This window comes from Shewanella vesiculosa (assembly GCF_009994065.1).
Taxonomy (GTDB): domain Bacteria; phylum Pseudomonadota; class Gammaproteobacteria; order Enterobacterales; family Shewanellaceae; genus Shewanella; species Shewanella vesiculosa.
In genome coordinates this window covers 1-25,156 of sequence record NZ_JAACSD010000004.1, presented here as the reverse complement: position 1 = coordinate 25,156, position 25,156 = coordinate 1, and the positions used below count along the sequence as shown (strand labels likewise).

Sequence of the window (25,156 nt, the reverse complement as noted above, 5' to 3'; positions counted from 1 at the left end):
AGGTATAGTAGCTAAGCGTTAATGAAAAAAGGTGTGTGAAATATATAGTGGCAAAAGTTAAAGTAAAACAAGAAGAAGCGTTATCAATTAAGTTCAGTCATCAAATGGGCCCCGGTGATCAGCGGGTATTTGACCTGTATTTTTATTTGCCTACAGAAATGGGTATTGGTTCGCATACCTTAGATGAAGAGGACTATTATCATAGTAGTATCCTTGGGCGTCGCTCTTATTATTCTAAAGGGCTACATCTACCCTTAGTCCAGTCTCGTTTTGTTAGTCTAAACAAGCGTACTTTAGAAGAGTTTCGCTTGTATCTTAATTTATTTGCTTACCAATTTGCCGTTGCTATTGAAACGGATGTCAAAGAATTACAACAAAAAGTCGATCCTAATGAGTTTTATCCAGCCTTGGATGAGCTTTGCGATGTTGTGACTCAATTACTGAAAAAGTTTCGTCGTAATGCTCCGAGTGATCCTAAGTGGAAATCGTATTTTGAGCATGCCGATAATTATTTATCTTGGTTTTGTGAGCAGCAGTTATTAAAGACACTGGCGCGAAGCCCCAGAAGTGCTGATTTTAGTGATGTTAAAGACAAGGTATTAAATGCCTGTCGAGGTGAGAATCACTATAGAGAGCAAGAGTGCAAATACAATTCTGTGCAAACTCAGCTAGATGCTAATCGAATTTCCAATAAAATGCTCTTGTTAAGACGCTTAATCCAACAAGGTGTGGTGTTAAAAGAAGAGTTAAAACCCTTAGGTGTCGGTCTCAAAAAATTTGTTACTGGAGTCGCTACTGGGATGGTGATGTTGGTGGTGTCGGCATTGATTATTAAAGCCCAAGGTTTTTTTAATGAATTAACCATGACCCTGTTGTTAACATTAGCGGTAATTTATGGTTTCAGGGAAATATTTAAAGAGGATTTTCGTAATGCGATGTGGCGTTACATCCAACGTGGCCGTCCAAGATGGAGTCGTATTTTACGTGATACCACTACTCAAACTGTAGTTGCTAAGCAGTTAGTTTGGCTCGAATTTATGCGTAATCAAGATATTCCCAAAGCGGTTTCGGATATCATGAGGCAACGTCACAGTCAGAATAAAGTCGACTCAGAAGTGCTGCATTATCGCATTGCGACTAAGGTGACAAATAAGCCTTTTGAGGCCGATTATTCGCAAATACAAGAACAAGTGAACTTCAGCTTAGTTCCTTTTGCCCGTCATCTAGAGCGAGGCAAAGCCAAAATATACTCAGAAAGTGAAGGTAATATTAGTAATGAGTCTGTTGAACGTCGTTATCAAGTTAACCTGGTTGCTGTGCTCCGTGATGGCAAGGAACAACCTGAATATGCTCGTTTTAAAGTGACCATGAACCGTTCAAGTATTGTGGAAATTAATGAAAGTAAACTGCCTGATAATGTTCAACCTTTCAGATTAGAGTCTGACGAAGTCCTTCCTGAAGTTGTTAGCCCTGCGCAGTCGCACACTTAAGTTACTCAGGAATAAGGCCATTGATGTCCCATTTCCTGGTACGTTATCAAGGTTGTCAACAAACACATCACCTGACGTTAAGCCATGCTTTGTTAGGTGATGTAAGCCGTCAATTTTAGCCAATGTTATTCGTTTCATTATTACTTGGTCGAGTAAAAGCTTGGCAAATATTTTGATCTACAGACTGTTTCGCGCGTTTTAAGGCTATTTCAGCATTGGTAAGATATTGGTCTAAATTTTGTGCTGGTTGGTAGCTGGCAATACCGATATTAATACCTTCTGCTAAATTTTTCTCTTCCAAGGTTTTCATCATGTTAATTGCGTATTGATGCGCTGAATTGGCATTGGTATCTGTAAGTAAGATAACCAGCTTTCCGAGCTGCCATTGCGCTATTTGATAATGAAGCGGTAACTCAATCAGTAATTGTAGCTCAATGTCTTTTTGGCGTTTCTCAAGCTGACTCACATTACCCATGTTGCTAAAAATACCTTCTGGATTAATGTCCATCACCAGTAGGCTAGAGTATTTTTTTATTGAGTCACCTAGGTTGATAAAGTAATTTTCAAGTTCATTTAAACGCAGCACTATCGCACTACGATGGCCGATAACATTACTGCTGTTTTTAGCTAATACAGTGGGGGTTGTTTGCTCAAACGTACAAATAAGATATTCAATGTCACCGTCAAATGTTAATTGGCCGACTAATGTTGTTTTTAAACAATGATCATATCGACTGTGGTTAAACGGCATAATCTGTGCAGTCCATTCTCCCTGTAAACTGATTTGCGCGGTAATATTTTGCCATTGATTACTGACTTCGTCGCCGAGTAAAGTCGTCAGTGAAATATCAGTGTCTCCGTGTAAAGACATCAGTTGATCAAATTGGTCATTACATTTTATGAGCACTCCGTTGGCATCGGTTAGCGCGGTAGCAACAGCGCTATTACTCATTAGTTGATACAGATAGGCTTGGCGCTGACTATCAAATAAGGCACTAATATCTTCAAAAGTGATCAGCCAATAATGTTCATTACTGTTGGGGCACTTTTCACTGCGAATATGAGTTTGTAACATACTACTATTCTGCGTTTCCAAGCTGATCTCACCATGCCATTGTTTATCTTGGATTAACGCCTCTTTAATCTGATTTAAACGATCATCATCCAGATGCAGTACCCGTTGTAAACTGCGATCTTTTAGGGCATCAATTGACAGCGATAGCGCCGAAGCCGCTTTGGCATTAGCGCTCTGGATCCGGCCGCTATCATTAACAATTAAACAGCTTAATTCACTGTTAAACAAACCGTTACTCAATTGAAGACTATTTTGGTTTGAGCGACGCTCAAGCACAAATCTATGTCTTAATATCACTAGTAAACTGGCTAAAAGTGCGACTAAGCATCCAGCGATAATGAGTACTATGCGCCATTGCTCATATCGAGCAGAAATATCATCATGACGAATGTACGACAATAAAAAGTATTCTCTCTTGGTTTCATATTGGCTGGTTAACTCAACCTTCAGGTATACAAATGTGGCATCTTCACTATGAAACTGGCCAAAATTATTCATTGCCATTACACGCCATAATTCTGGATAAGTTTGTTTTAAACTGGACCCTAGAGTGTCAGGCATGCTGTCTAATGGCTCAGGTTGATTGGCACCTGCATACAGAAAGCCTTGGGTATCAAGTAAAAGTAAGGGGGAATTCTGATTAAAAAAAGCAGGTTTTATTGTTTCAAGTAATTTAACAATAGAATTATAAGTGACCAAATAACCTTTAATACTCTGATCAGGATTTTCTATCCATGATAACTGGTAGAAATACGGCTCTAATATGCCATCAACAGGTGTAAATGCCATGGGTGAGGTGTAAATATCATTACCCCCCATATTCCTCCCCGAGCCCAATAATGCTGCGGGAAGTTGCATATTATTGAAACTCCCTGTGGTCGAAAATTGCAGTTGTCCTTGGGGATTAAATAATGCAAGTCCAAGCAGTTCTGGAATATTTTTCGTTAATGAGTCCCAGCTTTCGATCGTTCTTGATTGCAGTTGTGCAGAGGGTTTTTGCAGGTATTGTCGCAGTAATTCACCTTTGGCAAATGTCTGGGTTCTAAATTGCAAAAATGACACTTTGTCGGAGGCTAACGACGCAACAGTCTGTAATTCACTGTAACGTTGATCGGCCCAATCTTCTTGCAGACGACGCTCGCCTAAATTAACCACCATACTCGTAACGATAAACACCGCAATTAATAAAATAATCAATTGGCTTAGCAGCGAAAGAATATGCTGTTGCGACCAATGGGTCGCTTGTGAAGAAATTAATAACGAGTTTGAAGAACTCACTGCTGTGTGTTTAGACATGGTGCCACTTTTTTAGCATTCTCATGCTGGCAATACTAGCATGAAGCCGGCGTTGGCGAAAATGTCTGTACACTAATCGAATAGATTTGTTTAACCGATTATATCTAACTCGCGTTGTTTAAATATTGCGCCGTTTTTTTCAGCGATATTGCGGCAATGTTCAATGTCTACATTAGCCAGCCCGTTAATCGCACTGACATGTACTTCAGGTATGAATTTCGGCGCAAGATGAATAAATTCAAGTAACGCTTCATAGGACCCTGCTAGTTTAGGCCGGCAATGTTGCTGGTATGCTTCAGGAGTATCGGCATTAAGTGAAATTGACAGACTGTCTACACATTGGCTTAGCTCGGGTAAAATATTACGGCGATGAAAATGGTTACCCAAGCCATCGCTATTTAGCCTTACACGTCCACCTTGGGCTTTTATCGCGTGTGCAACCTGCAGCAAACACTCAAGGTTTAAGGTGGGTTCACCAAAGCCGCAAAAAACATATTCTGCTACTTCCTGCACATTACCCAATAGGGGGAATATATCGTCAGCAGTAATACGTTGAGACAAGGATAAGTCATATTCATGTATTTGCTTAGAACCATTATGCTTAGGACAGAACTGGCATCTTAAGGTACATCTTGCGGTAATGTTCAGATAACGGTGATGACCTATATCGTAAACTAAGGTTGGCATGGCTGAGGAGGTGTTCATAATGGCTTTTTATCATCAAGATTATAGCGAGTATTCTAGCTAAATATTCAGCGTGACTATGTTGCTTAGCTCGCAGTTTTTAAAGCAAAAAAAACAGAGCCACGTAAGCTCTGTTTTTTAAGTTAATAATCGAGTTTCATTGGCTTAATGGTGCTCGTCAGAACCTAAGGGGTCAGCAAGGGTTTTAGGTTGCCACCACCAAGAGAAAAATCGTCGCCATAGGCGTTTTATATCATCAAGAATAATGTATAAAATCGGCACTAGAATTAATGTCACTACGGTAGAGAATAAAATACCGAATGCTAGTGATGTCGCCATTGGAATAACAATTTTAGCCTGTAAGCTTTTTTCCATAATGATGGGCACTAAGCCAACAAAAGTGGTGAGTGAGGTTAAGATAATCGCTCTAAAACGGTAACAACCAGAATCGATAGCCGATTGCAGCAGCGACTTGCCTTCTTCACGCGCTCGGTTAACAAAGTCGACTAAAATAAGCGAGTCGTTTACCACCACTCCAGCGAGTGCCACAATGCCACATAAGCTCAGTACACTCATTGAAAGCCCGAGAATATAGTGGCCAAACAAGGCGCCAATCATACCAAATGGAATAACCGACATAATGATTAACGGTTGTGTGTACGACTTTAATGGGATGGCCATTAAGGCATAAATAGTGAACATGGCAAAGAAGAAGCCTTGGGCTAAACCGAGCATGGCATTTTGCTCATCCAAGCTGCCGCCATCCAAAGCCGAAGCCACTTTGGGGAAACGCGCGGTTAATTCTGGCAAGAAGTCTTGCTGAATTTCGGCGACCACTTTTGATGGTTCAACATTGTTTTTATTCACATTGGCGCTAATGGTGATCGCTCGGCGACCATCAACCCGAGTGATCGATGCGTACGACTCACCCAGTTCGATATCGGCTACGGTTGAAAATGGCACCGAGGCGCCAGATGGAGTGCGGATCAGCATGTTTTCAAGATCACCCATAGTACGACGTTGTTCTAGTGGGTAACGCACCATGACTTTGACTTCTTCTTTATTACGTAAAATTCGTTGGGCTTCATAACCATAAAAGCCATAACGAACTTGGCGTGCTAAATCTGACAGTGTTAATCCTTGTGCTTCAGCTTCCGGACGAATGTTTAAGCGGATTTCGTGTGAACCCGATGAGAAGTTATCGGTAATATCATACACGCCTTCGTAGGTAGCCAGTTTTGCTTTAAGCACTTTAGCGGCTTCAGATAACTGGTCTAAGTCCGTTGCCGTTAAGCGGAACGATAAGTCACCACCGGCATCGTTGGTGCTAGCATTGATATTAAGTTTTTTAACCGATAATAATTCCGGTAACTGTTTACGCCATTCTTCAGCAATTGCGACACCGTCGATTTCACGGTCTTCACCTTTAGTCAGTTCGGTAAATACAAAGGCACTGCTGCGTGATTTCAATTCGATATAGCTATGCTTTACCATAGGGTAACCGTACTGTTCTTCAAGCTTAGTGTTCATTTTATATAATGCATCTTCGACTTGTTGCAGTACTTTTAAGGTATTTTGCTCAGAGCTGCCTTCTTCCATTTCAAGCTGAACTTGAATAAAGTCCGACGGAATATCAGGAAAGAAAACCCAGCGCACTTTGCCGCTTTGTACTAATGCAAGTGACAACATCAGTACCCCAACAAATACCGCCACTACGCTGTAACGACGCGAAATGCAACGCTCTAAAAAGTGACGATAAGTGTGGTGGATAAAGTGCTGTAACCATTCATTGATGGCAAATTTAAGCCGCGAGAAAGGATTAGTTGGTGTGGTGCGTTTTTTGATTTTCATGTGAGCCAAATGCGCCGGTAAAATCAATTTTGATTCAATCAACGAAAATGCTAAACATAAAATCACCACCATGCCGATGGATTTCCAAATGATACCCATGGGGCCAGAGACCATGATCATAGGTACAAAGGCGGCAATGGTAGTGAGTACCCCAAATGTGGCCGGCATTGCCACTTTTTGCACTCCTTTTACCACGTTATCTAAAGAGTGGCCGTTTTCTTCTAGCTCGGTATAGGCGCTTTCTCCGATGACAATGGCGTCATCGACCACGATCCCCAGCACGAGAATAAATGCAAACAGTGTCAACATGTTGATCGACATATTAAATGGTTCAAGCGGCATTAATAACATGGTGCCTAAAAAACACACAGGCAAGCCCATCATCACCCAAAAGGCCAGTTTAAGATCTAAGAATAAGGCTAAAATAATAAACACTAATAGAGCACCGTAAAACATGTTCGACAGCATCATGTTCAAACGGCCTTGCAAGTAGTGGGTTAAATCACCCCAGGTATCCAGTTGAATATTGCTGGGTAAGGTTTTTTTTCGTTCAGCGACATAAGCTTTAACTTGCGACGAAATATCTAACGCGTTTTGATCGTCAATACTGGTGATTTCAATCACTGCAGCGGGCTTGCCGTTAAAGCGGGTGTATTCTAAACGCTCTTCAAAATCATCATTAATGGTGGCCACTTGCGGTAGCATAATCCGGCTGCCATCGGCACGGGTCTCTACTACTATTTGGGCAAAATCATCGGCAGTATAAGCTTGGCCTTTAGTTCGCAGAAGAATGTCACCGTCTTGGGCACGAATTGATCCACCGGGCAAATCAATGGATGAGTTTTGAACCGCTAACGCCACTTGGGTGAAAGTAATGCCATATTCGCGCAGTTTGTCTTCAGACAGCTCAATACCAATTTCGTAGTCGCGAACACCAGTGACTTTTGCGCGAGTGACTGCAGGTAAGTCAGTGATGTCGTCTCTGATTGCTTTAGCCATTTCCTTCATGTCATGTAGGCTCATGTCGCCATAGACAGATACCCAAATAACATTGTTTTCTGGCTTTATTTGGTAAATATTAGGTTTTTCGATGTTATCTGGAAAGGTGGCAATAGCATCAATACGCAACTTAGCTTCATCTAGGACTTGCTGAACATCGTAACCGTCTTCAACTTCAATGGTCACCGAGCCCACACTGTCGCTGGCAACTGACGTGACTTTTTTGATGCCGCTAATATCTTGAATTGCTTCTTCGATTTTAATATTAATCCCTTCTTCAATTTCTTGTGGCGCAGCACCTGGATAGGCCACATTAATATTGATGAGGTTTAATTCGAAGGTTGGAAATATTTCTTTATTAATAAGAACGGCACTAAACAAACCGCCAATAAGCAATGCTGCCATGAGTAAGTTGGCCGCGACACTGTTACGAGCAAACCAGGCGATAATTCCTTTATTCGTTTCCATGCTTATTCACCTGCCGTCGGCGCGACTTGGACATCAGTATCGACTGGAGTGATCTTGCTTTCTTCGCCGAGAACTTTTATTTTCTGACCGGCATTCAAGCTGTTAATACTCGTGGTTGATACGCGCTCATTTGCTTTGAAACTGCCTTGAATATAAATATTGTCAACGTCTGAACGAATAATATTCACTGGGCGTATTTCGATAATATTGTCTGCGCTAACCACTGCTACTTGACCATTGCGCACTACGTGACGTGGCAGCATTACCACATCATTCACCGTTCGCCCAGTAATTACAGCATTAACAAAGCTGCCGTATTTTAACGGTAATTGGCCTTCGGTTTTATGGTTACGTAAATACGGGTCATGTATTTCTGCGACCAGATATACCATGCGAGTTTGTTCGTCGATAACGTTTTCGCTGCGAACAATTTCGCCTTGCCAAGTGACTTGCTTGCCGGCTAACAATGCAGTCAATGTGACTGCAGTTTCAGGATTATCAACAGACTCTAAATACGCGAGATCTTCATTTGCTAAAGGCAATCTAATTTCAGCAATACTGGTGTCGTATAGCTCGCCTAAATTAGTACCTAGTGTAACGTACTGACCTAAGTCAACATTACGCGCCTTAATGATACCGTCAAATGGTGCTCGGATAACGGTGCGGGCTAAGTTTCGTTGTGCACGGGCTAGTGCTGCTTCGGCATATTTAACGTTAGCTTGTTCTTTTTTGAGTTGTGGGATACGTAATCCCAGCTCTGGTGGTAAGCCATTACCAAAATCTTTAAATTCAATTTTAGCGACTTCGCCGCGGGCTTTTTCTTCATTCAATGCCGCCGTCGCTTGAGCAAGCGTTGCTTCAGCCTGCATGAGGTCGGCTTCATAATCTGACGGTTCTATAATGGCAAGTTGCTCACCTTTTTTAGCCACGCCACCAGCAACAAAGTTAGCTGAAATACTGAGTAAGCGTCCTTGAACTTCTGTGACTAACTGGGTTTTATACTTAGGATTCACTACGCCGTATGATGGTAAGTTCAGCGATAAGGTTTGCGGGGTGACGGTTTGCACATTAATAATCGGCACACTGATCACTTCATCTTTTTGTTCAGGGGCTTCTTTGGTGCTGACCAATAATATCGCTGCGGCGGCAAACACGGCGATGATCAATAGCGGTGATAATCTTCTAAGTATGGTTTTTATCATTTCTTTTTGCGTATCCATGCTGAAATAATGCTGAAAGATTGTTAACTACGTTGGCTAACAAGTTTTACTGATTAATATTTTTACTCATTATCTCTAAATTAACAGAGTATGAAGCGTATCTGAATAGCTTAATGTAAATAAAATGTTTCAGGGTTTCATGTTTTTTATCATTTGGTCCCGAAATATCAGTAAATTGATTTTTTTACGGTGTTCGTATCGGGGTATACCATACCATTAAATTTTAAATTGTTATTAATTAGTTGGTTAGGTTGAAATATTTGCCTGGGTGTTTTTTGAGCTGAAATTAACATTTGTTGACACTTTCTTGCTCTATTGCCTCTAGTTAATAATGATATATAACGGTTTAGATATAAAAAAAGCGAATTACAGAGTAATTCGCTTTAATGCTGTCTAGTTAAGGCTGTCTAAGGAAGCCTAGATAAACCTAAATACTACTTTTTCTTGTATTTTTTTGATTTCACTCGAGCATCTTTTGCGTTGGCTTTTTTCTTTCCTGGCACCTTGGCTTCTTTGTGCTTAGGGCGAAGCTCTTCAATAACACGGCGTTTTAGTGGTAGCTCAATGTAGCGTTCAATTTTAGACACTATGCGCATGTCATGGGCTTCAACTAATGAAATGGCAGTGCCCTTTGCACCAGCACGTGCAGTTCGCCCAATGCGATGAACATATGCATCAGCAGAGCGAGGCATGTCAAAGTTAATCACATGAGTAATGTCATCAACATCAATACCGCGAGCTGCAACATCAGTGGCCAATAGCACATTGACCTCGCCTTTAGAAAAACGTCCAAGTGCCTGAAAGCGCTTTTTCTGTTCCATATCGCCGCGCATAAATGCACAAGGGATATTCGCTTTGAGTAATAGGCCTTCAAGGCTGGCAACCATTTCGCGCGTTTTAACAAACACTATGGTGCGTTTAACATTTTCTTGTTGAAGAATATGACACAACAAGGCAAATTTATGAGCTTGATCATCGGCCAAGTGTACCCACTGATGTACTTTGGCTTTTTCACTGCGCGGTGCTTCAACATCGACCATTACGGGATCGTTTAACAATTCACGTGCAAAACGATTAACCCCATTACCTTCAAGCGTGGCAGAGAACAACATATTCTGTTTTCGACCCTGAGCTTCGATGGCAATTGATTGCACGACTGATGAGAACCCCATATCGAGCATGCGGTCAGCTTCATCAATAATTAAAATTTCAACTTCAGTCGCGTCAAATTTATCTTTATCTAAATATTCCATTAATCGACCTGGGGTAGCGATTAATAAATCAACATTGTCTGCAAGAGCTTCTTCTTGTGGGCCATATGGCACACCACCGGTAATAATAACGATGTTGAGATCAAGCCCTGTTGCTAAGTGACTCGCATAACGATGAATTTGACTGGCTAATTCGCGAGTTGGTGTTAGCACTAAAATACGTGCTTGACCCTCAAAACGGCGTGGGAAATCGATAAGATGCTGTAAAGCTGGCAGTAAAAAACTGGCCGTTTTACCGGTGCCTGTTGGCGCACGCGCTAAAATATCCCGCTGATCCATGGCCAATGGAATGGTTTGCTGCTGAATAGTGGTAGGGGTGTTGTGTCCCATGGCCTTGAGTGACTCTAATAAGCTAGGGTCGAGCTGGAAATCTTCAAATTGCATGCGCTGGTCTCGCTGAAAAATAGTTGAGTATTATAGCTGACCTAATGAGTAGGCTAAAGCTTTAAGTAGAATGGGCGGCATAAATCTATCATCGTTTCGCTGTATCGCCCTTGTTTATCGCGGATCGTCATCTGCTGATACTGAGTTTCAACCGGTGGAACAGTCAATATTGGTTGTTCAGTTACCGCTAGGTGATGCTGAATGGCCAATATTGATCGGTTAGCGAGCTTTCCCTCAATGCTAATGATATCAAGTTGCTTTGCAACGAATAGACCATAAGCATTAAGTTGTTGTGTAAAGCTCGCTAAACTTTGTTGCGGTAAAATAACACTTGCAGTGCCCTGGGGAGCAAGTAATTTGCTGATCACGCTTTGTAACTCACCGAAAGACAAGGTGTTCGTGTGTCTTGCGTCTGCTCGAGCGCTATTTTTAGCCTGGGTACCTTGCTCAAAGTAGGGCGGGTTACAAATAATATGATCAAATAATGGCGCCGAATCGTTGAGGTGCTGTAGTTGAAAATCTTGAATTGCACCATGGAAGAGTTGTACCGTTTCAGGCCAAGGGCTTTGTCTAATATTATGTTGGCAAGCATTAGCTGCTGCAGCGTCTATTTCTACAGCAATAATACGGCGGTGTTCAGGACTGCGCTGGGCCGCCATTAGGCTGAGTAAGCCACTTCCTGCACCAATATCAAGAATATGGTTCGACTGTGTTAATTCAGCCCAAGCTCCGAGTAAAACCGCATCTGTACTAACAGCCATACCACATTCTTTATCATCAATATGAAATTGTTTAAACGTAAAAGACATAGATAATTGATTACTCTTTCGGCTGTTTGAATGACTCGGACGAGATCATAACTGCTTTAGTTTTTACTGTCGCGTTTTAATTACCGACCTCTATCGTGGTTGATTTTTTGTTATGTTAATTAACTTAACATTCATAGGTGTGGTGAATATGTGCGCAAGTCTTGCCATAAATAGTAACTAAATCGTTTATTTTGCTTTTATGAGGTGCTGAAGCTTGAGTATTTAAGCGATGTTTGCTATTAGTTTGCGCACTTTTTTAGGCTTAAAGCTGAGTAAAAGGTCTAATTAAGACTGTTTTAACAGGGATGTGATGCTGAGTACTGAGCTAGCGATTTATTTCGTTACTTTCAAAAAAAGTTTTACTATTTTTAAGTGTATTTTTAACTTTACAATTTATTGTTCGTTCAGCTCATCAGTAGCTAATTAAAGCGTAATCAATTAGGTTTGTTAAAAAACATAACAATAAAACGAGGCTAGTAGTGCAAACAACTAAAATGAGTGTAACTGATACGCTAGGGTTAGGCTTTATGACCTTTGCGTTCTTTTTAGGTGCGGGTAACTTAATTTTCCCACCTTTTGCTGGCATGCTTGCTGGCGAGAATATGTCTTTTGCAATGTTTGGATTCTTAATAACTGCAGTAGGAATGCCTTTGATAGGCTTAATCGCCGTGGCGAAAGCCAACGGTAAAGTGATGGCGTTATTACCAGCCTTTGCTGCCACCGCATTAGCAGTGGCGATTTATATTATTATTGGCCCTGCATTTGCCGCCCCGCGTACCGCTTTGGTGGCGTTTGAAATTGGTGCAAGACCGTTTATTAGTCACCCTGATGCATTGATGCTGCTCGGTGGGCAAGAGTTTAATATTGCGCAATTGATTTATACGTTAGTGTTTTTCTCTGTTGTGATGTTTTTATCTTTATTTCCAGGCAAATTACTCGATAGCGTAGGTAAAATACTTACTCCAGTATTAATTATATTATTAGTCGGTTTAGCCAGTTCAGTGATTATTCTCCCCGGTGCAGCGGTAAATTTACCCGTTGGTGAGTATATTAATAATCCATTAACAAAAGGGATAATTGAAGGCTATAACACCATGGATACCCTGGCATCATTGATGTTTGGTATGTTGATTATTGATTTGTTACGCAAAAAAGGTGTTAACGACGCTGCCGATCAAACTAAGTATTTAGTCCGTGCAGCCTTTATTGCTGCTGGTGGACTCGCGTTTGTGTATGTGTCGCTATTTTACCTAGGTGCATCTGCTGGCGATTTTGCTATTGGCGCAGACAATGGTGGTCAAATTTTAACTAATTATGTCACTTATCATTTTGGCTCAATTGGCACATTAATGTTGTCAACAGTAGTTACGCTAGCATGCTTAACGACTGCGGTTGGTTTAGTCACAGCTTGTTCTGAATTTTTTAACGAGTTAATGCCAAGCTTGTCTTATAAATTGTTGGTCGTTTTGCTCAGTGTGATTTGTGCTACCGTTGCTAACGTTGGGTTAACCCAGTTAATTAGCATTAGTATTCCAGTGCTAATGACCATTTACCCAGTCGCCATAGCCTTGGTATTAGTAACGTTTTTAACAGAGCGTTTTGCTAGACCTGAGTTTTCGCATCGTATTGTGTTAAGTGTTGCACTATTTTTTGGTATTTTTGACGGGTTACAAACCGCTGGTATGGACATGAGTTTCCTTGATTTTATGCCATTGCATGCCGAGGGAATGGCTTGGTTGCTACCCACGGCGTTAACGGCGATAGTGTGTTTGTTTTTACCTAAAAATATGCCTCAAAAAGCCGATATTTAAACTTTAAATAAGTCATAATATACCCATCAATATAACGACGTTATGATAAATTATCTAACGTCGTTTTTTATTATTTATTGGATAATGCTTTGGCCAAACCTGCTTATCAACCGGATCCATTAATTAACCAGTTTCTTGATGATCTATGGTCAACCAAGGGGTTAAGTGACAATACTTTGGTGTCCTATCGTACTGATTTACAACATTTGGATCGTTATGTATCGGCTAAAGGGATCCATTTACTCGATGTTGACCAAGCCCAATTACGCGACTATCTAGCTATGCGCTTTGATAAACAATTTGCCAAAAGCAGTACCGCTAGATTGCTTAGCAGTTTACGGCGTTTTTATGCTTACTTATTAGTGAAGCAAAAAATTAGCCAAGATCCGACCGCATTAATTAAGTCGCCAAAGCTCGCGCGTCAGTTACCTGATACCTTGTCGGAGGCACAAATTGACAGCTTATTATCTGAGCCGAATACCGATGAACCTATTGAGCATCGTGATAAAGCCATGTTGGAACTCTTATATGCCACCGGCTTGCGTGTAACCGAGTTGGTCAGTTTAACCATGGAGCAAATTAGTTTGCGCCAAGGCTTGGTCAGGGTGATGGGTAAAGGCGGCAAAGAGCGCTTAGTTCCTTTAGGTGAGTTGGCTATTTCAGCCGTTGAGCAGTACATCAAGTTTGCTCGTGCTGAGTTATTAAGTATGAAGCAGTCTGATGTATTATTTCCATCACGACGAGGGCAAATGATGACACGGCAAACCTTTTGGCATCGGGTTAAGTTGTATGCTGCAAGGGCGGGGATTAGCTGTCATATATCACCGCATACGTTACGCCATGCTTTTGCTACTCATTTATTGAATCACGGTGCAGATCTTCGAGTTGTCCAACTTTTATTGGGACATAGTGATTTATCCACCACGCAAATATATACTCATGTAGCGAAAGTGCGTTTACAGCAGTTGCATAGCCAGCATCATCCACGCGGTTGAGTGCGATAATGATCAAATCGTTACATTTTAAGCATGTCAGTCTAGTTGCGTTAACGAAACTAAGTCTGTAAGTTTTATTCACTAAGTCGGGTCTATTGAACTGAACCCGTGCCATTTAGGAATTATCATGAAGTTAACCAAAACATTAGCCCTTGTTGCCAGCCTTGTTATTGCTCCTATTGTGTCAGCTGCACCTGCGACTGATGTCTCAAATGAATCTGCATTAAAGCAAAAGCTTACAGATACCTTGGGTGTCAATGTGTCGTTAATTCAACAATCTCCAATTGATGGTTTATATCAAGTACTAACCGATCGTGGAGTGTTATACGTGACCAAAGATGGCGCTAAGCTGTTTCATGGCAATCTGTATGATATCGACAAAGGGATGAAAAATTTAACCGAGGCTGCATTGGCCGGTCCTCGTATCGAACTGTTGAAACCATTTGAAGATGAGATGTTGGTTTATAAAGCTAAAAATGAGAAACACGTTGTCACTGTGTTTACTGATGTCGATTGTGGTTATTGCCGTAAGCTACACAGTCAGATGCAAGGCTATAATGATTTAGGTATTACCATTCGCTATTTAGCATATCCTCGTGCGGGTATTCCTTCTGCTAATGCTGATGAGATGCAAGCGGTATGGTGTGCTAAAGATCCTCTCAAAGCGATGTCAGAAGCAAAGTCAGGTGGTAAGGTCACTGCCGCGAGTTGTGATATCGATATCGCTGCTCAGTATAAGCTAGGCACATCTTTTGGTATTAACGGTACTCCTGCGTTGATTTTAGAAAATGGTGTTATGGTGCCGGGTTATCAAGCACCAGCTGACTTATTACGCACCATCGAAGCAAACTTATAAAGCATATTGATAAATCAATGTCGTAAAACGTGTGCTAAAAACGTAAAATTAAGGTGAGCTTAGGCTCACCTTTTTGTTATGCTTATTTCTCATATTACCCGATTAAGGTTGCCTTTTGTCTCATAGAATAGTCCGACGTCCTCAGGTTGATGATAGCCATTTACCCGCCTCTTTATCGCCATTATTGAAACAACTTTATGCTCGCCGTGGTGTGACTGAAGACAACTGTGATTTATTACTCAGTAAGTTATTACGCCCCGAGACGATGAAAGGGCTAGCGGAAGCTGCCATTGTCATTGCCGATGCCATTGCTGCTCAGCGGTCGATACTCATAGTTGGGGATTTTGACGCTGATGGTGCTACCTCAACTAGTGTATGTATGCTGGCACTGAAAATGATGGGGGCTCAGAATATTGATTACCTCATTCCAAACCGTTTTGATTATGGCTATGGTTTAAGTCCTGAAATTGTTGCTGTGGCATACTCTAAAAATGCCGATGTATTAATTACTGTTGATAATGGTATCTCTTCGATTGAAGGCGTGGCTGCAGCCAAGTTATTGGGGATGACCGTTGTCGTGACAGATCATCACTTGCCCGGTAATACCTTGCCTAACGCTGATGTTATTGTAAATCCAAACCAGCCAGGGTGTCAGTTTGCCAGTAAGTCTATTGCTGGTGTTGGGGTGGCATTTTATCTTATGTCAGCACTGCGCGCCGAATTAAGGCAACGTAATTGGTATCAACTACAACACATTGTAGAGCCTAATCTCGGCTCATTGTTGGATATTGTTGCTTTAGGGACGGTTGCTGATGTGGTGTCGCTAGACACTAATAATCGTATTTTAGTCAATGCAGGTTTACAGCGTGTTAGAAGTGGTCGTTGTCGTGTCGGTATTACTACTTTACTTGAAGTGGCAAAACGTAGCCCTGAAAAGATGGTTGCCGCCGATTTTGGCTTTGCGGTGGGCCCCAGATTAAATGCTGCTGGTCGTTTGGATGAAATGGCTTTAGGGGTTGAGATCTTACTGTGTGAAGACATCATGCTTGCAAGAAGAATGGCTGCCGAATTAGATGGCTTGAACCAAGAGCGCCGTGAACTTGAAACGGGTATGCAGCAAGAGGCATTAAAGAGTCTATCGAAAGTATCACTAAATGAGGATGATTTACCTTGGGGGATTGCTATCTTTCAGGATGATTGGCATCAAGGGGTGATTGGTATTTTGGCCTCACGGATTAAGGATCGCTATCATCGGCCGGTTATTGCTTTTGCTGATGCCGGTGATGGGACGATTAAAGGCTCGGCTCGTTCAATTAAAGGCTTGCACATGCGCGATGTGCTCGAGCGTATCAATAGCCTCTATCCAGGGATGATAACTAAATTTGGCGGCCATGCGATGGCTGCAGGACTCTCGTTAAAAGCTGATGTGTTTGAACTCTTTACCCAAGCCTTTGATGATGCCGTGAGGGAGGTATTAGATTATGAGCAACTCACAGGAGAGCTTCTGTCTGATGGTGAGTTACCGAGTGATTTAATGACGCTCGATATGGCCTTTTTATTACGTAATGCTGGGCCTTGGGGGCAGTCATTTGAAGAGCCGCTATTTGATGGCATGTTTAATGTTGTCCAGCAGCGTATCGTCGGCGAGAAACACTTAAAGCTATTATTAGAGACGCAGTGTGGCAGCACTATGTTAGATGCAATTGCCTTTAATGTGGACTTAGCCATATGGCCTGATGCAACGATTAAACATGCTCGCGTGGTTTATAAGCTTGATGTGAATGAGTTTAGAGGTAACCAAACCGTGCAGTTAATGGTGGATTACATTGAACCCTTGTAATCGCAATTTAATTGTTATTTAGCTTAGAGTTTTAGGTTTGTTCTGTGTTCTAAGAGCAACAGCACTGTAGCGTTAACTTGTCGATACAACTAAAACAAAAAGGCCTCGCAATGCGAGGCCTTTTTGTTAAATCTTATAAAGTTATTTGGTACAGGTGAGAGGACTTGAACCTCCACGCCCTTGCGAGCATCAGCACCTGAAGCTGACGTGTCTACCAATTCCACCACACCTGCAAAACATGTATCGCGAAATAACTTTATTTTTATTAGTCGCAGTAGCCACCAATATCAATATGGTGCCCGAACCCGGAATCGAACCAGGGACACGAGGATTTTCAATCCTCTGCTCTACCGACTGAGCTATTCGGGCGACGGACGCAATTTAAAGGATTTTGACCTGTTGAGTCAACTTGTTTTTAATGTTTTTATCAAAATTTGTTTCGTTTGAACGTATTTTGGTCGTATCGAATATTATTCGGCCAAAGCATCGTATTGTAATCAATACTGCATTTCATGATGGTTAGTGGATTAAATGATGTTAAGGTGCCTTTTTTACCCGTGTCATCAGCACGCAAAGTAAAAATACCGTTAACTATGTAGCGATGAGATCTGCTGATATTGTTTAGTTAGGTATAAAAAACGCTCCTAGGAGCGTTTAATACTAAATACCAGTTGCTGTCATTTGACTAGTTAGATACAAGCTCATTATTTGGAAAGTTAGCTTTCATTACTGTTTTGACGTTTTGTTGAAGCTTTTCCTGACCTAGCTCCTCATACGCTTGAGCCATAATTTCTAATGCTCGTTCGGTTGAAGGCGTTCCTGGAAACTTCTCCATCACTGATTGAGCACGAACAGCAGCAGCACTCCATGCATTCATTTTAATATAATATTCAGCAACTTGGATAGAATATTTAGCTAAACGGTTCTTTAAGAACTGCATACGTTGTTGTGCATCAGCAGAATACTTACTGTCTGGATACGATTTAATCAATCTATCGAAATCTTTAAATGCATCTTGGGCATATTTAGGATCACGATCGGTACGATCAATATTCATTAAATCGTGAAATAAGTAATTATCTGCCTGCATATTCGTTAAACCACGCATATAATAGACGTAATCTATATTAGGATGCGTTGGATTGAGGCGTAAAAAGCGATCAATATTGGCAAGTCCTGATGCAGCATCATCCATTTTGTAATACGCATAAATCAAGTCTAATTGAACTTGAGTTTTGTGCGGACCAAATGGAAAACGAGAGTCCAATGCTTCAAGTGAACGGACGGCTTTAGAGTAATTACCTAATTCCATTGACGTTCTTGCTTGAGAATACAGGACCTCAGGTGATGCTTTACTGGCAACATCATCGTCTTCAGGACTGCTACTACAGGCTGTTATAGCCAGTGAAAGTAATACTAGGGCGGCACCTTTGGCAATTTTATTCATACTTGAATTTAATTCTTTTTAAGTTGTTGTTAAGAATTTTTCCATTTCACGGTAAAATAGAAAACATCCGATTGTAACAGATAGCACATTCACTTTGGACCCCTAAACTGGGGTACGGTTCCTATGACACAAGAGATTAATCTAAAAAGCGAGATAACAGCAACACAAACTGGTCTGAGATTAGACCAAGCATTAGCTGGTTTGTTCCCTGACTACTCGCGCACACGCATCAAGGAATGGATCCTATCTGGTGCAATTACTGTTGACGGTATCACAGTCGACAAGCCACGGGAAAAGGTTTTCGAAACTCAACTGATTGAAGTGACCGCCACTCTTGAAGAAGAAGTGCGTGCACAAGCGCAAAAAATCGATCTCGATATTATTTATGAAGATGATCATATTATCGTGGTTAATAAGCAAGCAGGTTTAGTTGTGCATCCAGGTGCGGGTAATGCCGACGGCACATTGATGAATGCACTGTTGCATCATTGTCCTAGTATCGAGCTCGTTCCACGCGCTGGTATCGTGCACCGTTTAGATAAAGACACCACTGGGTTAATGGTTGTAGCCAAAACGGTTGAAGCGCAAACGCATTTAGTTGCAGCATTACAAGCTCGCGATATTGTTCGTGAATACGAAGCGATTGTATTGGGCACTATGACTGCGGGTGGCACGGTTGATGAACCTATCGAGCGTCATGCTACTAGACGTACTCAAATGGCAGTGATCCATGGTGGTCGCCCATCGGTGACTCATTACCGTGTTGCTGAAAAATTCCGTGCTCATACTCGTTTACGTTTACGTTTGGAATCTGGTCGTACACATCAAATTCGTGTTCATATGGCGCATATTGGTCATGAGTTAGTTGGCGATCCTGTTTATGGTGGCCGTCCTCGCCCACCTAAATCAGCTAGCCCTGAGTTTTTTGAATTACTCAAAGGTTTTAAGCGTCAAGCTTTACACGCGGTGCGTTTAGAACTTGCTCATCCGTTTACCTGTGAAATTATGACTTGGCATGCGCCTATTCCTGATGACATGGTTGAGCTGACAAAAGCACTACGAGTTGACACTGAGCTTAACCCGATAGTTTATTTATAATGCTTAAGCACGATTGGCCAATACCTGAAAATGTTGCCATTGCGATAACAAATCGCTTTGGTGGTGTTAGTGTTAGCCCTTTTGATAGTTTAAATTTAGGCTTACATGTAGGCGACAAGCCTCAAGATGTATTGACTAATCGTGCGATATTAAGTCAGCAATTTGCATTACCGGCAGAGCCTACTTGGCTCGAGCAAGTTCATGGTACTAACATTGTCGAACTTCAAACATTGGCGGCTGATAGTGCTTTAACCTTTGCCGATGGCAGTTACAGTAATCAGTTTGGTCATGTATGTGCGGTAATGACGGCGGATTGTTTACCGATATTATTATGTAATCAACAGGGCACTGAAGTTGCTGCTGTTCATGCTGGTTGGCGTGGCTTATGTGAGGGAGTAATCGAGCAAGCATTAGCGATGTTTCAGTCTCCAGCGGCAACATTAATCGCTTACTTTGGACCAGCAATTGGCCCTAGTGCATTTGAAGTGGGTAGTGAAGTGCGCGATGCTTTTATTAGTAAAGATCCACAGGCTTCAAAGTGCTTTGTTCCTCATAACACCAAATATTTCGGAGATTTAGTCGGATTAGCTAAGTTGCGCTTATCTGCAGCTGGTGTACATCAAACCTATAATGCCGATGTTTGTACCTTTGCAGATCCACATTTTTTTTCCTATCGCCGCGATCAGCAAACAGGTCGAATGGTATCATTAATTTGGCTTAAATCTTAGCCTGCTATTATTGACAGTATCCAAGTCTAAAAAATAATCGATTTGTTGATCTAGATTAAGTTTTAACCTTGAATTTACATTAAATGGCCCCATCTTTAAGTTAACAAATTATTCGTTTCTGAATTAATTTCCCATTTTATCAGTATCAGATTCCTAGGAGGTTGTATGAGACTCGATCGTATGACTAATAAGTTTCAAATTGCCATTTCTGATGCCCAATCATTAGCATTGGGGCGCGACCATCAATTTATTGAACCTATTCATTTAATGATGGCACTATTAAATCAAGATTCTGGCTCTATTCATTCTCTACTCACTCAAGCGGGTATTCGCGTAAGCGCGCTTCGCTCTGCAATTAGCCAAGACTTAGAGCGTTTACCGCAAGTTGAAGGCACGGGTGGGGATGTCCAGTTGGCGCAAGGATTAATTCGATTACTTAACCTGTGCGACAAACTGGCCCAAAAACGTAAAGATAAATATATTTCATCAGAACTCTTTGTTTTGGCTGCATTGGAAAATAACGATCCGCTTGCCAAAGCCTTAAAAGATTCTGGTGCGACTAAAGAATTAATGGAAAAAACCATTGAAGATATGCGCGGTGGACAGAAAGTTGATGATCCTAATGCAGAAGATCAACGTCAAGCACTGAAAAAGTTTACCGTTGATTTAACCGAACGCGCAGAACAAGGTAAATTAGACCCTGTTATTGGCCGTGACGAAGAAATCCGCCGCACGATCCAAGTTTTACAACGCCGTTCTAAAAATAACCCCGTACTTATTGGTGAGCCCGGTGTAGGTAAAACGGCTATTGTCGAAGGCTTAGCACAACGCATTGTTAATGGTGAAGTCCCTGAAGGGATTAAAAATAAACGGGTATTATCATTAGACATGGGCTCGTTAATAGCGGGCGCCAAATATCGCGGCGAATTTGAAGAACGCTTAAAAGCGGTATTAAATGAACTCTCTCAAGAAGAAGGCCAAGTCATTCTCTTTATTGATGAGCTGCATACCATGGTCGGCGCAGGTAAAGGTGAGGGGGCAATGGATGCGGGTAATATGCTCAAACCTGCATTAGCACGCGGTGATTTACATTGTGTCGGTGCAACAACTCTGGATGAATATCGTCAATATATTGAAAAAGATGCAGCACTAGAACGTCGCTTTCAAAAAGTGATTGTTGATGAGCCCAGTGTTGAAGACACTATTGCTATTTTACGTGGTTTAAAAGAGCGCTACGAATTACATCACCATGTGGAAATTACCGATCCTGCCATTGTAGCCGCGGCAACTATGTCACATCGTTATATTTCTGATCGAAAACTACCCGATAAAGCCATCGACTTAATTGATGAAGCTGCGTCGAGTATTAGAATGCAAATTGACTCTAAACCTGAAGCTCTCGATCGATTAGAGCGTCGTGCTATTCAGCTTAAATTAGAAGAGCAGGCGTTAAGTAAAGAGTCTGATGAGGCCAGCCGTAAACGTCTCGAGTTTTTGCAACTTGAGTTAAGAGACGTTGCAAGTAAAGCAGCTGAGATGAATGAAATTTGGCATACCGAAAAAGCTGCATTAGCGGGAACCCAACACATTAAAGCCGATTTAGAACAGGCAAGAATGGACTTAGAAGTGGCTAGGCGTGCGGGTGATTTAACGCGGATGTCAGAATTGCAGTATGGACGGATCCCTGAACTTGAAAAACAGTTAGATTTAGCCTCACAGGCTGAAATGCAAGACATGACATTGCTGCGCAATAAAGTGACCGATGTTGAAATTGCCGAAGTGTTATCAAAAGCTACCGGTATACCGGTATCAAAAATGCTTGAAGGTGAACGAGAAAAGCTATTGCACATGGAAGATGCGCTTCATCATCGTGTTATTGGTCAAAATGAAGCTGTTGATGCAGTCGCTAATGCCATTCGTCGAAGTCGTGCAGGACTTGCTGATCCTCAACGTCCAATCGGCTCGTTTTTATTTCTTGGTCCAACCGGTGTTGGTAAAACTGAGTTGTGCAAAGCATTAGCCAAGTTTTTGTTTGATACTGAGTCAGCCTTAGTGCGTATTGATATGTCTGAGTTTATGGAAAAGCACACAGTCTCTCGACTAGTTGGTGCACCTCCAGGTTATGTTGGCTATGAAGAAGGTGGATATTTAACCGAAACCGTTCGACGTAAACCTTACTCAGTCATCTTGTTAGATGAAGTTGAGAAAGCACATCCAGACGTATTTAATGTATTACTGCAAGTCTTAGATGATGGTCGGTTAACCGACGGCCAAGGCAGAACGGTTGACTTTAAAAACACCGTTATCATTATGACCTCAAATCTCGGTTCAGATATTATCCAAGAGGGCTTTGGTCATACAAGTTATGAGGATATGAAAGCGGGAGTCATGAATGTGGTGATGCAGAGTTTTCGTCCTGAGTTTTTAAATCGCATCGATGAGTCTGTGGTATTCCATCCCTTAGATGCAGAAAACATTAAACACATTGCCAGTATTCAATTCGAGTTACTGCGCAAGCGTTTGATTGAAAAAGAGTTCGATATAGAGTTATCTGATGACGCATTATCTTTAATTGCTGAAGCTGGATTTGATCCTGTATATGGTGCAAGGCCATTAAAACGAGCATTGCAACAAGAAGTAGAAAATCCTTTAGCGCAAAAACTACTTCGCGGCCAATTACTGCCAGGTAAAATGATTAAAGTCGTTGTGGAAGATGGCAAGCTAGCCTTCATTCAATAAGACTCGGTAACCTCGACATCTAAAGTGGTTATAACAAAGGGAGCATTTGCTCCCTTTTTCGATTATTGACTCTGACAAAATAAGCTGACTCGCTCGGTATTTTCGGCTATTGCAGCTTGTCTTTGCTCTTCCGTCATAGCAACAGTCTCACCAGTGTCTTTATTTTGTTGATTTAACTTGCTGTGAGTCTGTAACACACTGAGGCTATGTTTAGCATTTTCACAGATATCTTTGGCTTGTTGCTTATCTTTTTCGTTAATAATTTTTGCCGATTTCTCTAGTTCAGTCTCAACCTTGGTAGAAGATTTTTTTTGGGGCACATAAGTGCCAATTTTTGCGGGTTCCATATCTTCAGTATAAATTTTGCGGGCATCTATATTTGAGGGTTGTTGCTGACTGTAATGTACAACTCCAGCATCATCTACCCAAGTATAAATAGTCCCTGCGAATAAGGATGTGCTAAATGCTAAAGCGGCTAAACTGATAACTAAACGCATAATTCCCATTTGAGTATCCTAGAGCTAATTGACGTTATGCTTGAACGTTTCAAAAATATGCTATCTTTGAGTATAAATCCAACATTTGAAACGATAGTGTATAAAGTGTATGCAAAATTCACCCAATCACCCAGTAAAAAATAAAGGTATTTACTTATTACCTAACTTATTTACCACAGCTGGATTGTTTTCCGGTTTCTATGCTGTCATTTCATCTATGAATGGTCACTTCGAGTCTGCTGCTATTGCTATCTTTATTGCCATGATTTGTGACGGACTTGATGGCAGGGTTGCCAGGTTAACAAATACTCAAAGTGATTTTGGTGCTGAATATGATAGCTTGGCCGATATGGTCTCATTTGGTATGGCTCCAGCTATTCTTGTCTACAACTGGGCTTTACAGGATTTAGGTAAAATAGGTTGGTTAGCGGCATTTATCTATTGTGCATGTGCAGCATTAAGATTAGCTCGATTTAATACTCAGGTTGGTGTTGCTGACAAACGATTTTTTCAAGGCCTTGCCAGTCCAGCAGCTGCGGCATTAATTGCTGGCAGTATTTGGAGTGGTTCCGAATATAAGCTCGATCCTACAGACATAAATTATCTCGCTGCATTAATAACGACAATGACTGGACTGCTCATGGTCAGTAATTTTCGCTATCACTCGTTTAAGGAAGTTGATTGGCGAGGAAAAGTGAATTTTGTCGTGATGTTATTGCTGGTGGGAGTATTTGTCATTATCTCTGTTGAACCTGCTATTATCCTTTGCCTTGGTTTCTATATATATGCACTATCTGGTCCTGTGATTACTATTAACACCATAAAGAAGTTAAAAGTAGCGCACATTGTTGGTGATGAGCCGATTGCACCAGACCTACAACAAACCCCAATTCCAGATTCGTCTAATGACATCACTCACGCAGGTGGTAATAGCCATAATGCAAATAAGAAAAGTGAAACTTAAAATATACTCAATTATTAGCATAGTGCTTATCAACAGGGTTCACCGTTATTGCTAATAGGTATAAAGAGTAAAGCCAGCTAGGGTTTTCTCGCAAAACTTAATAAAATGATGTCTTTTTTGACCAATCCTTAAAGTTTGTACTATAGTTTTTATCCCTATTGGTATTAAAAGGGGATCTGGGTGATTGCAAGGTTCCAGTTACCAATAGCTATTTTGCATAAAAATAAACCTCATTGAATGATTTTAGTACTGTGTTGTTTGAATAGTGTTCGGTTGAATGCTGTTTTGCTAAAAACGTTTAAAAAGGCCTTGCACAAAATCTTGTGGTGCCTATAATGCGCATCCACTGACACGGCAGACAGCGAAAGCGGTTACCGAGTTGGGTTGAGTTAGGTGGTTCATATCACTGGATTCAAGGCGAAAAGAAAGTTTGAAAAAACACTTGACGCCGACACGGGAAAGCGTAGAATACGCACCCCAAGCCAACGACCTAGCGTCCTACGGCGATGTCTGAAAAATCGACATCACGCTCTTTAACAATCTAAACAAGGAATCTGTGTGGACATTCACAGGTATTGAGTTATTCGAAATTGTCTTCTGTTCTTCGGAATGTTGGCAATCAAAAAATTTAAAC

17 protein-coding genes and 2 tRNA genes are annotated in these 25,156 nt (G+C 41.4%); 9 read left to right on the top strand and 10 right to left on the bottom strand.

Features of this window, described 5'->3' with window-relative positions; translation table 11 throughout:
• The first annotated feature begins 47 nt into the window (after positions 1-47).
• Positions 48-1,490, top strand: a complete 1,443-nt coding sequence (locus GW828_RS02305) for a hypothetical protein (RefSeq protein WP_124018030.1) — start codon at positions 48-50, stop codon at positions 1,488-1,490.
• Positions 1,491-1,605: 115 nt separating this feature from the next.
• Here GW828_RS02305 and GW828_RS02300 read toward each other — a convergent pair whose 3' ends face one another.
• The 6 genes from GW828_RS02300 to GW828_RS02275 all read right to left on the bottom strand — a co-directional run bounded on the left by GW828_RS02300 (position 1,606) and on the right by GW828_RS02275 (position 11,547).
• A complete protein-coding gene (locus GW828_RS02300; RefSeq protein WP_182696653.1) occupies positions 1,606-3,861 on the bottom strand; it encodes a PAS domain-containing protein in 2,256 nt (751 codons plus the stop codon).
• A gap of 90 nt (positions 3,862-3,951) precedes the next feature.
• Complete coding sequence (locus GW828_RS02295; protein WP_273057941.1) at positions 3,952-4,566, bottom strand: TatD family nuclease-associated radical SAM protein; 615 nt, start codon at positions 4,564-4,566, stop codon at positions 3,952-3,954.
• 144 nt (positions 4,567-4,710) lie between these two features.
• A complete protein-coding gene (locus GW828_RS02290) occupies positions 4,711-7,863 on the bottom strand; it encodes an efflux RND transporter permease subunit (RefSeq protein WP_273057942.1) in 3,153 nt (1,050 codons plus the stop codon).
• A 2-nt stretch (positions 7,864-7,865) separates the two neighbouring features.
• Positions 7,866-9,065, bottom strand: coding sequence for an efflux RND transporter periplasmic adaptor subunit (locus GW828_RS02285; protein WP_182722303.1), 1,200 nt, complete (start codon positions 9,063-9,065; stop codon positions 7,866-7,868).
• Positions 9,066-9,517: 452 nt separating this feature from the next.
• The gene (gene srmB, locus GW828_RS02280) at positions 9,518-10,738 is read right to left on the bottom strand and encodes an ATP-dependent RNA helicase SrmB (RefSeq protein ID WP_124018025.1); all 1,221 of its coding nucleotides are present in this window, start codon (positions 10,736-10,738) and stop codon (positions 9,518-9,520) included.
• 53 nt (positions 10,739-10,791) lie between these two features.
• On the bottom strand, positions 10,792-11,547 hold the full coding sequence (locus GW828_RS02275) for a tRNA1(Val) (adenine(37)-N6)-methyltransferase (protein WP_124018024.1): 756 nt from the start codon (positions 11,545-11,547) through the stop codon (positions 10,792-10,794).
• A gap of 479 nt (positions 11,548-12,026) precedes the next feature.
• Between GW828_RS02275 and brnQ the strand changes: the two genes are divergently transcribed.
• From brnQ to recJ, 4 genes are all read left to right on the top strand, one after another.
• Positions 12,027-13,358: a branched-chain amino acid transport system II carrier protein gene (gene brnQ / locus GW828_RS02270; RefSeq protein ID WP_235781757.1), complete on the top strand. Its 1,332-nt coding sequence runs from the start codon at positions 12,027-12,029 to the stop codon at positions 13,356-13,358.
• A gap of 89 nt (positions 13,359-13,447) precedes the next feature.
• Positions 13,448-14,353: a site-specific tyrosine recombinase XerD gene (gene xerD, locus GW828_RS02265; protein WP_182696649.1), complete on the top strand. Its 906-nt coding sequence runs from the start codon at positions 13,448-13,450 to the stop codon at positions 14,351-14,353.
• Positions 14,354-14,480: 127 nt separating this feature from the next.
• The gene (dsbC, locus tag GW828_RS02260; protein WP_124018022.1) at positions 14,481-15,209 is read left to right on the top strand and encodes a bifunctional protein-disulfide isomerase/oxidoreductase DsbC; all 729 of its coding nucleotides are present in this window, start codon (positions 14,481-14,483) and stop codon (positions 15,207-15,209) included.
• 115 nt (positions 15,210-15,324) lie between these two features.
• Entirely contained in the window at positions 15,325-17,049 is a 1,725-nt protein-coding gene (gene recJ, locus GW828_RS02255) for a single-stranded-DNA-specific exonuclease RecJ (protein WP_182741825.1), read from the top strand.
• A 146-nt stretch (positions 17,050-17,195) separates the two neighbouring features.
• Here recJ and GW828_RS02250 read toward each other — a convergent pair.
• The 3 genes from GW828_RS02250 to GW828_RS02240 form a co-directional block, all read right to left on the bottom strand.
• Positions 17,196-17,282 (bottom strand) — tRNA-Leu (locus GW828_RS02250).
• A gap of 60 nt (positions 17,283-17,342) precedes the next feature.
• Positions 17,343-17,418 (bottom strand) — tRNA-Phe (locus GW828_RS02245).
• Positions 17,419-17,734: 316 nt separating this feature from the next.
• Positions 17,735-18,496 carry an outer membrane protein assembly factor BamD gene (locus GW828_RS02240; RefSeq protein ID WP_124018020.1) on the bottom strand — a complete coding sequence of 254 codons (762 nt, stop codon included), beginning with the start codon at positions 18,494-18,496 and terminating at the stop codon, positions 17,735-17,737.
• 123 nt (positions 18,497-18,619) lie between these two features.
• On the opposite strand from GW828_RS02240, the gene rluD reads away from it, so the two are divergent.
• The 3 genes from rluD (at position 18,620) to clpB (ending at position 23,061) form a co-directional block, all read left to right on the top strand.
• Complete coding sequence (gene rluD / locus GW828_RS02235) at positions 18,620-19,594, top strand: 23S rRNA pseudouridine(1911/1915/1917) synthase RluD (protein ID WP_124018019.1); 975 nt, start codon at positions 18,620-18,622, stop codon at positions 19,592-19,594.
• Positions 19,594-20,322, top strand: coding sequence for a peptidoglycan editing factor PgeF (gene pgeF / locus GW828_RS02230; RefSeq protein ID WP_273057943.1), 729 nt, complete (start codon positions 19,594-19,596; stop codon positions 20,320-20,322). Before rluD ends, pgeF begins: the two co-directional genes overlap by 1 nt.
• A gap of 165 nt (positions 20,323-20,487) precedes the next feature.
• Positions 20,488-23,061, top strand: coding sequence for an ATP-dependent chaperone ClpB (gene clpB, locus GW828_RS02225; protein WP_124018017.1), 2,574 nt, complete (start codon positions 20,488-20,490; stop codon positions 23,059-23,061).
• Positions 23,062-23,123: 62 nt separating this feature from the next.
• Here clpB and GW828_RS02220 read toward each other — a convergent pair whose 3' ends face one another.
• Positions 23,124-23,567 (bottom strand): DUF4124 domain-containing protein, encoded by a 444-nt coding sequence (locus GW828_RS02220; protein ID WP_182741827.1) that lies wholly within the window; start codon positions 23,565-23,567, stop codon positions 23,124-23,126.
• Between the two features lie 100 nt (positions 23,568-23,667).
• On the opposite strand from GW828_RS02220, the gene pssA reads away from it, so the two are divergent.
• A complete protein-coding gene (gene pssA, locus GW828_RS02215) occupies positions 23,668-24,522 on the top strand; it encodes a CDP-diacylglycerol--serine O-phosphatidyltransferase (protein ID WP_259395230.1) in 855 nt (284 codons plus the stop codon).
• The last annotated feature ends 634 nt before the right edge of the window (positions 24,523-25,156 follow it).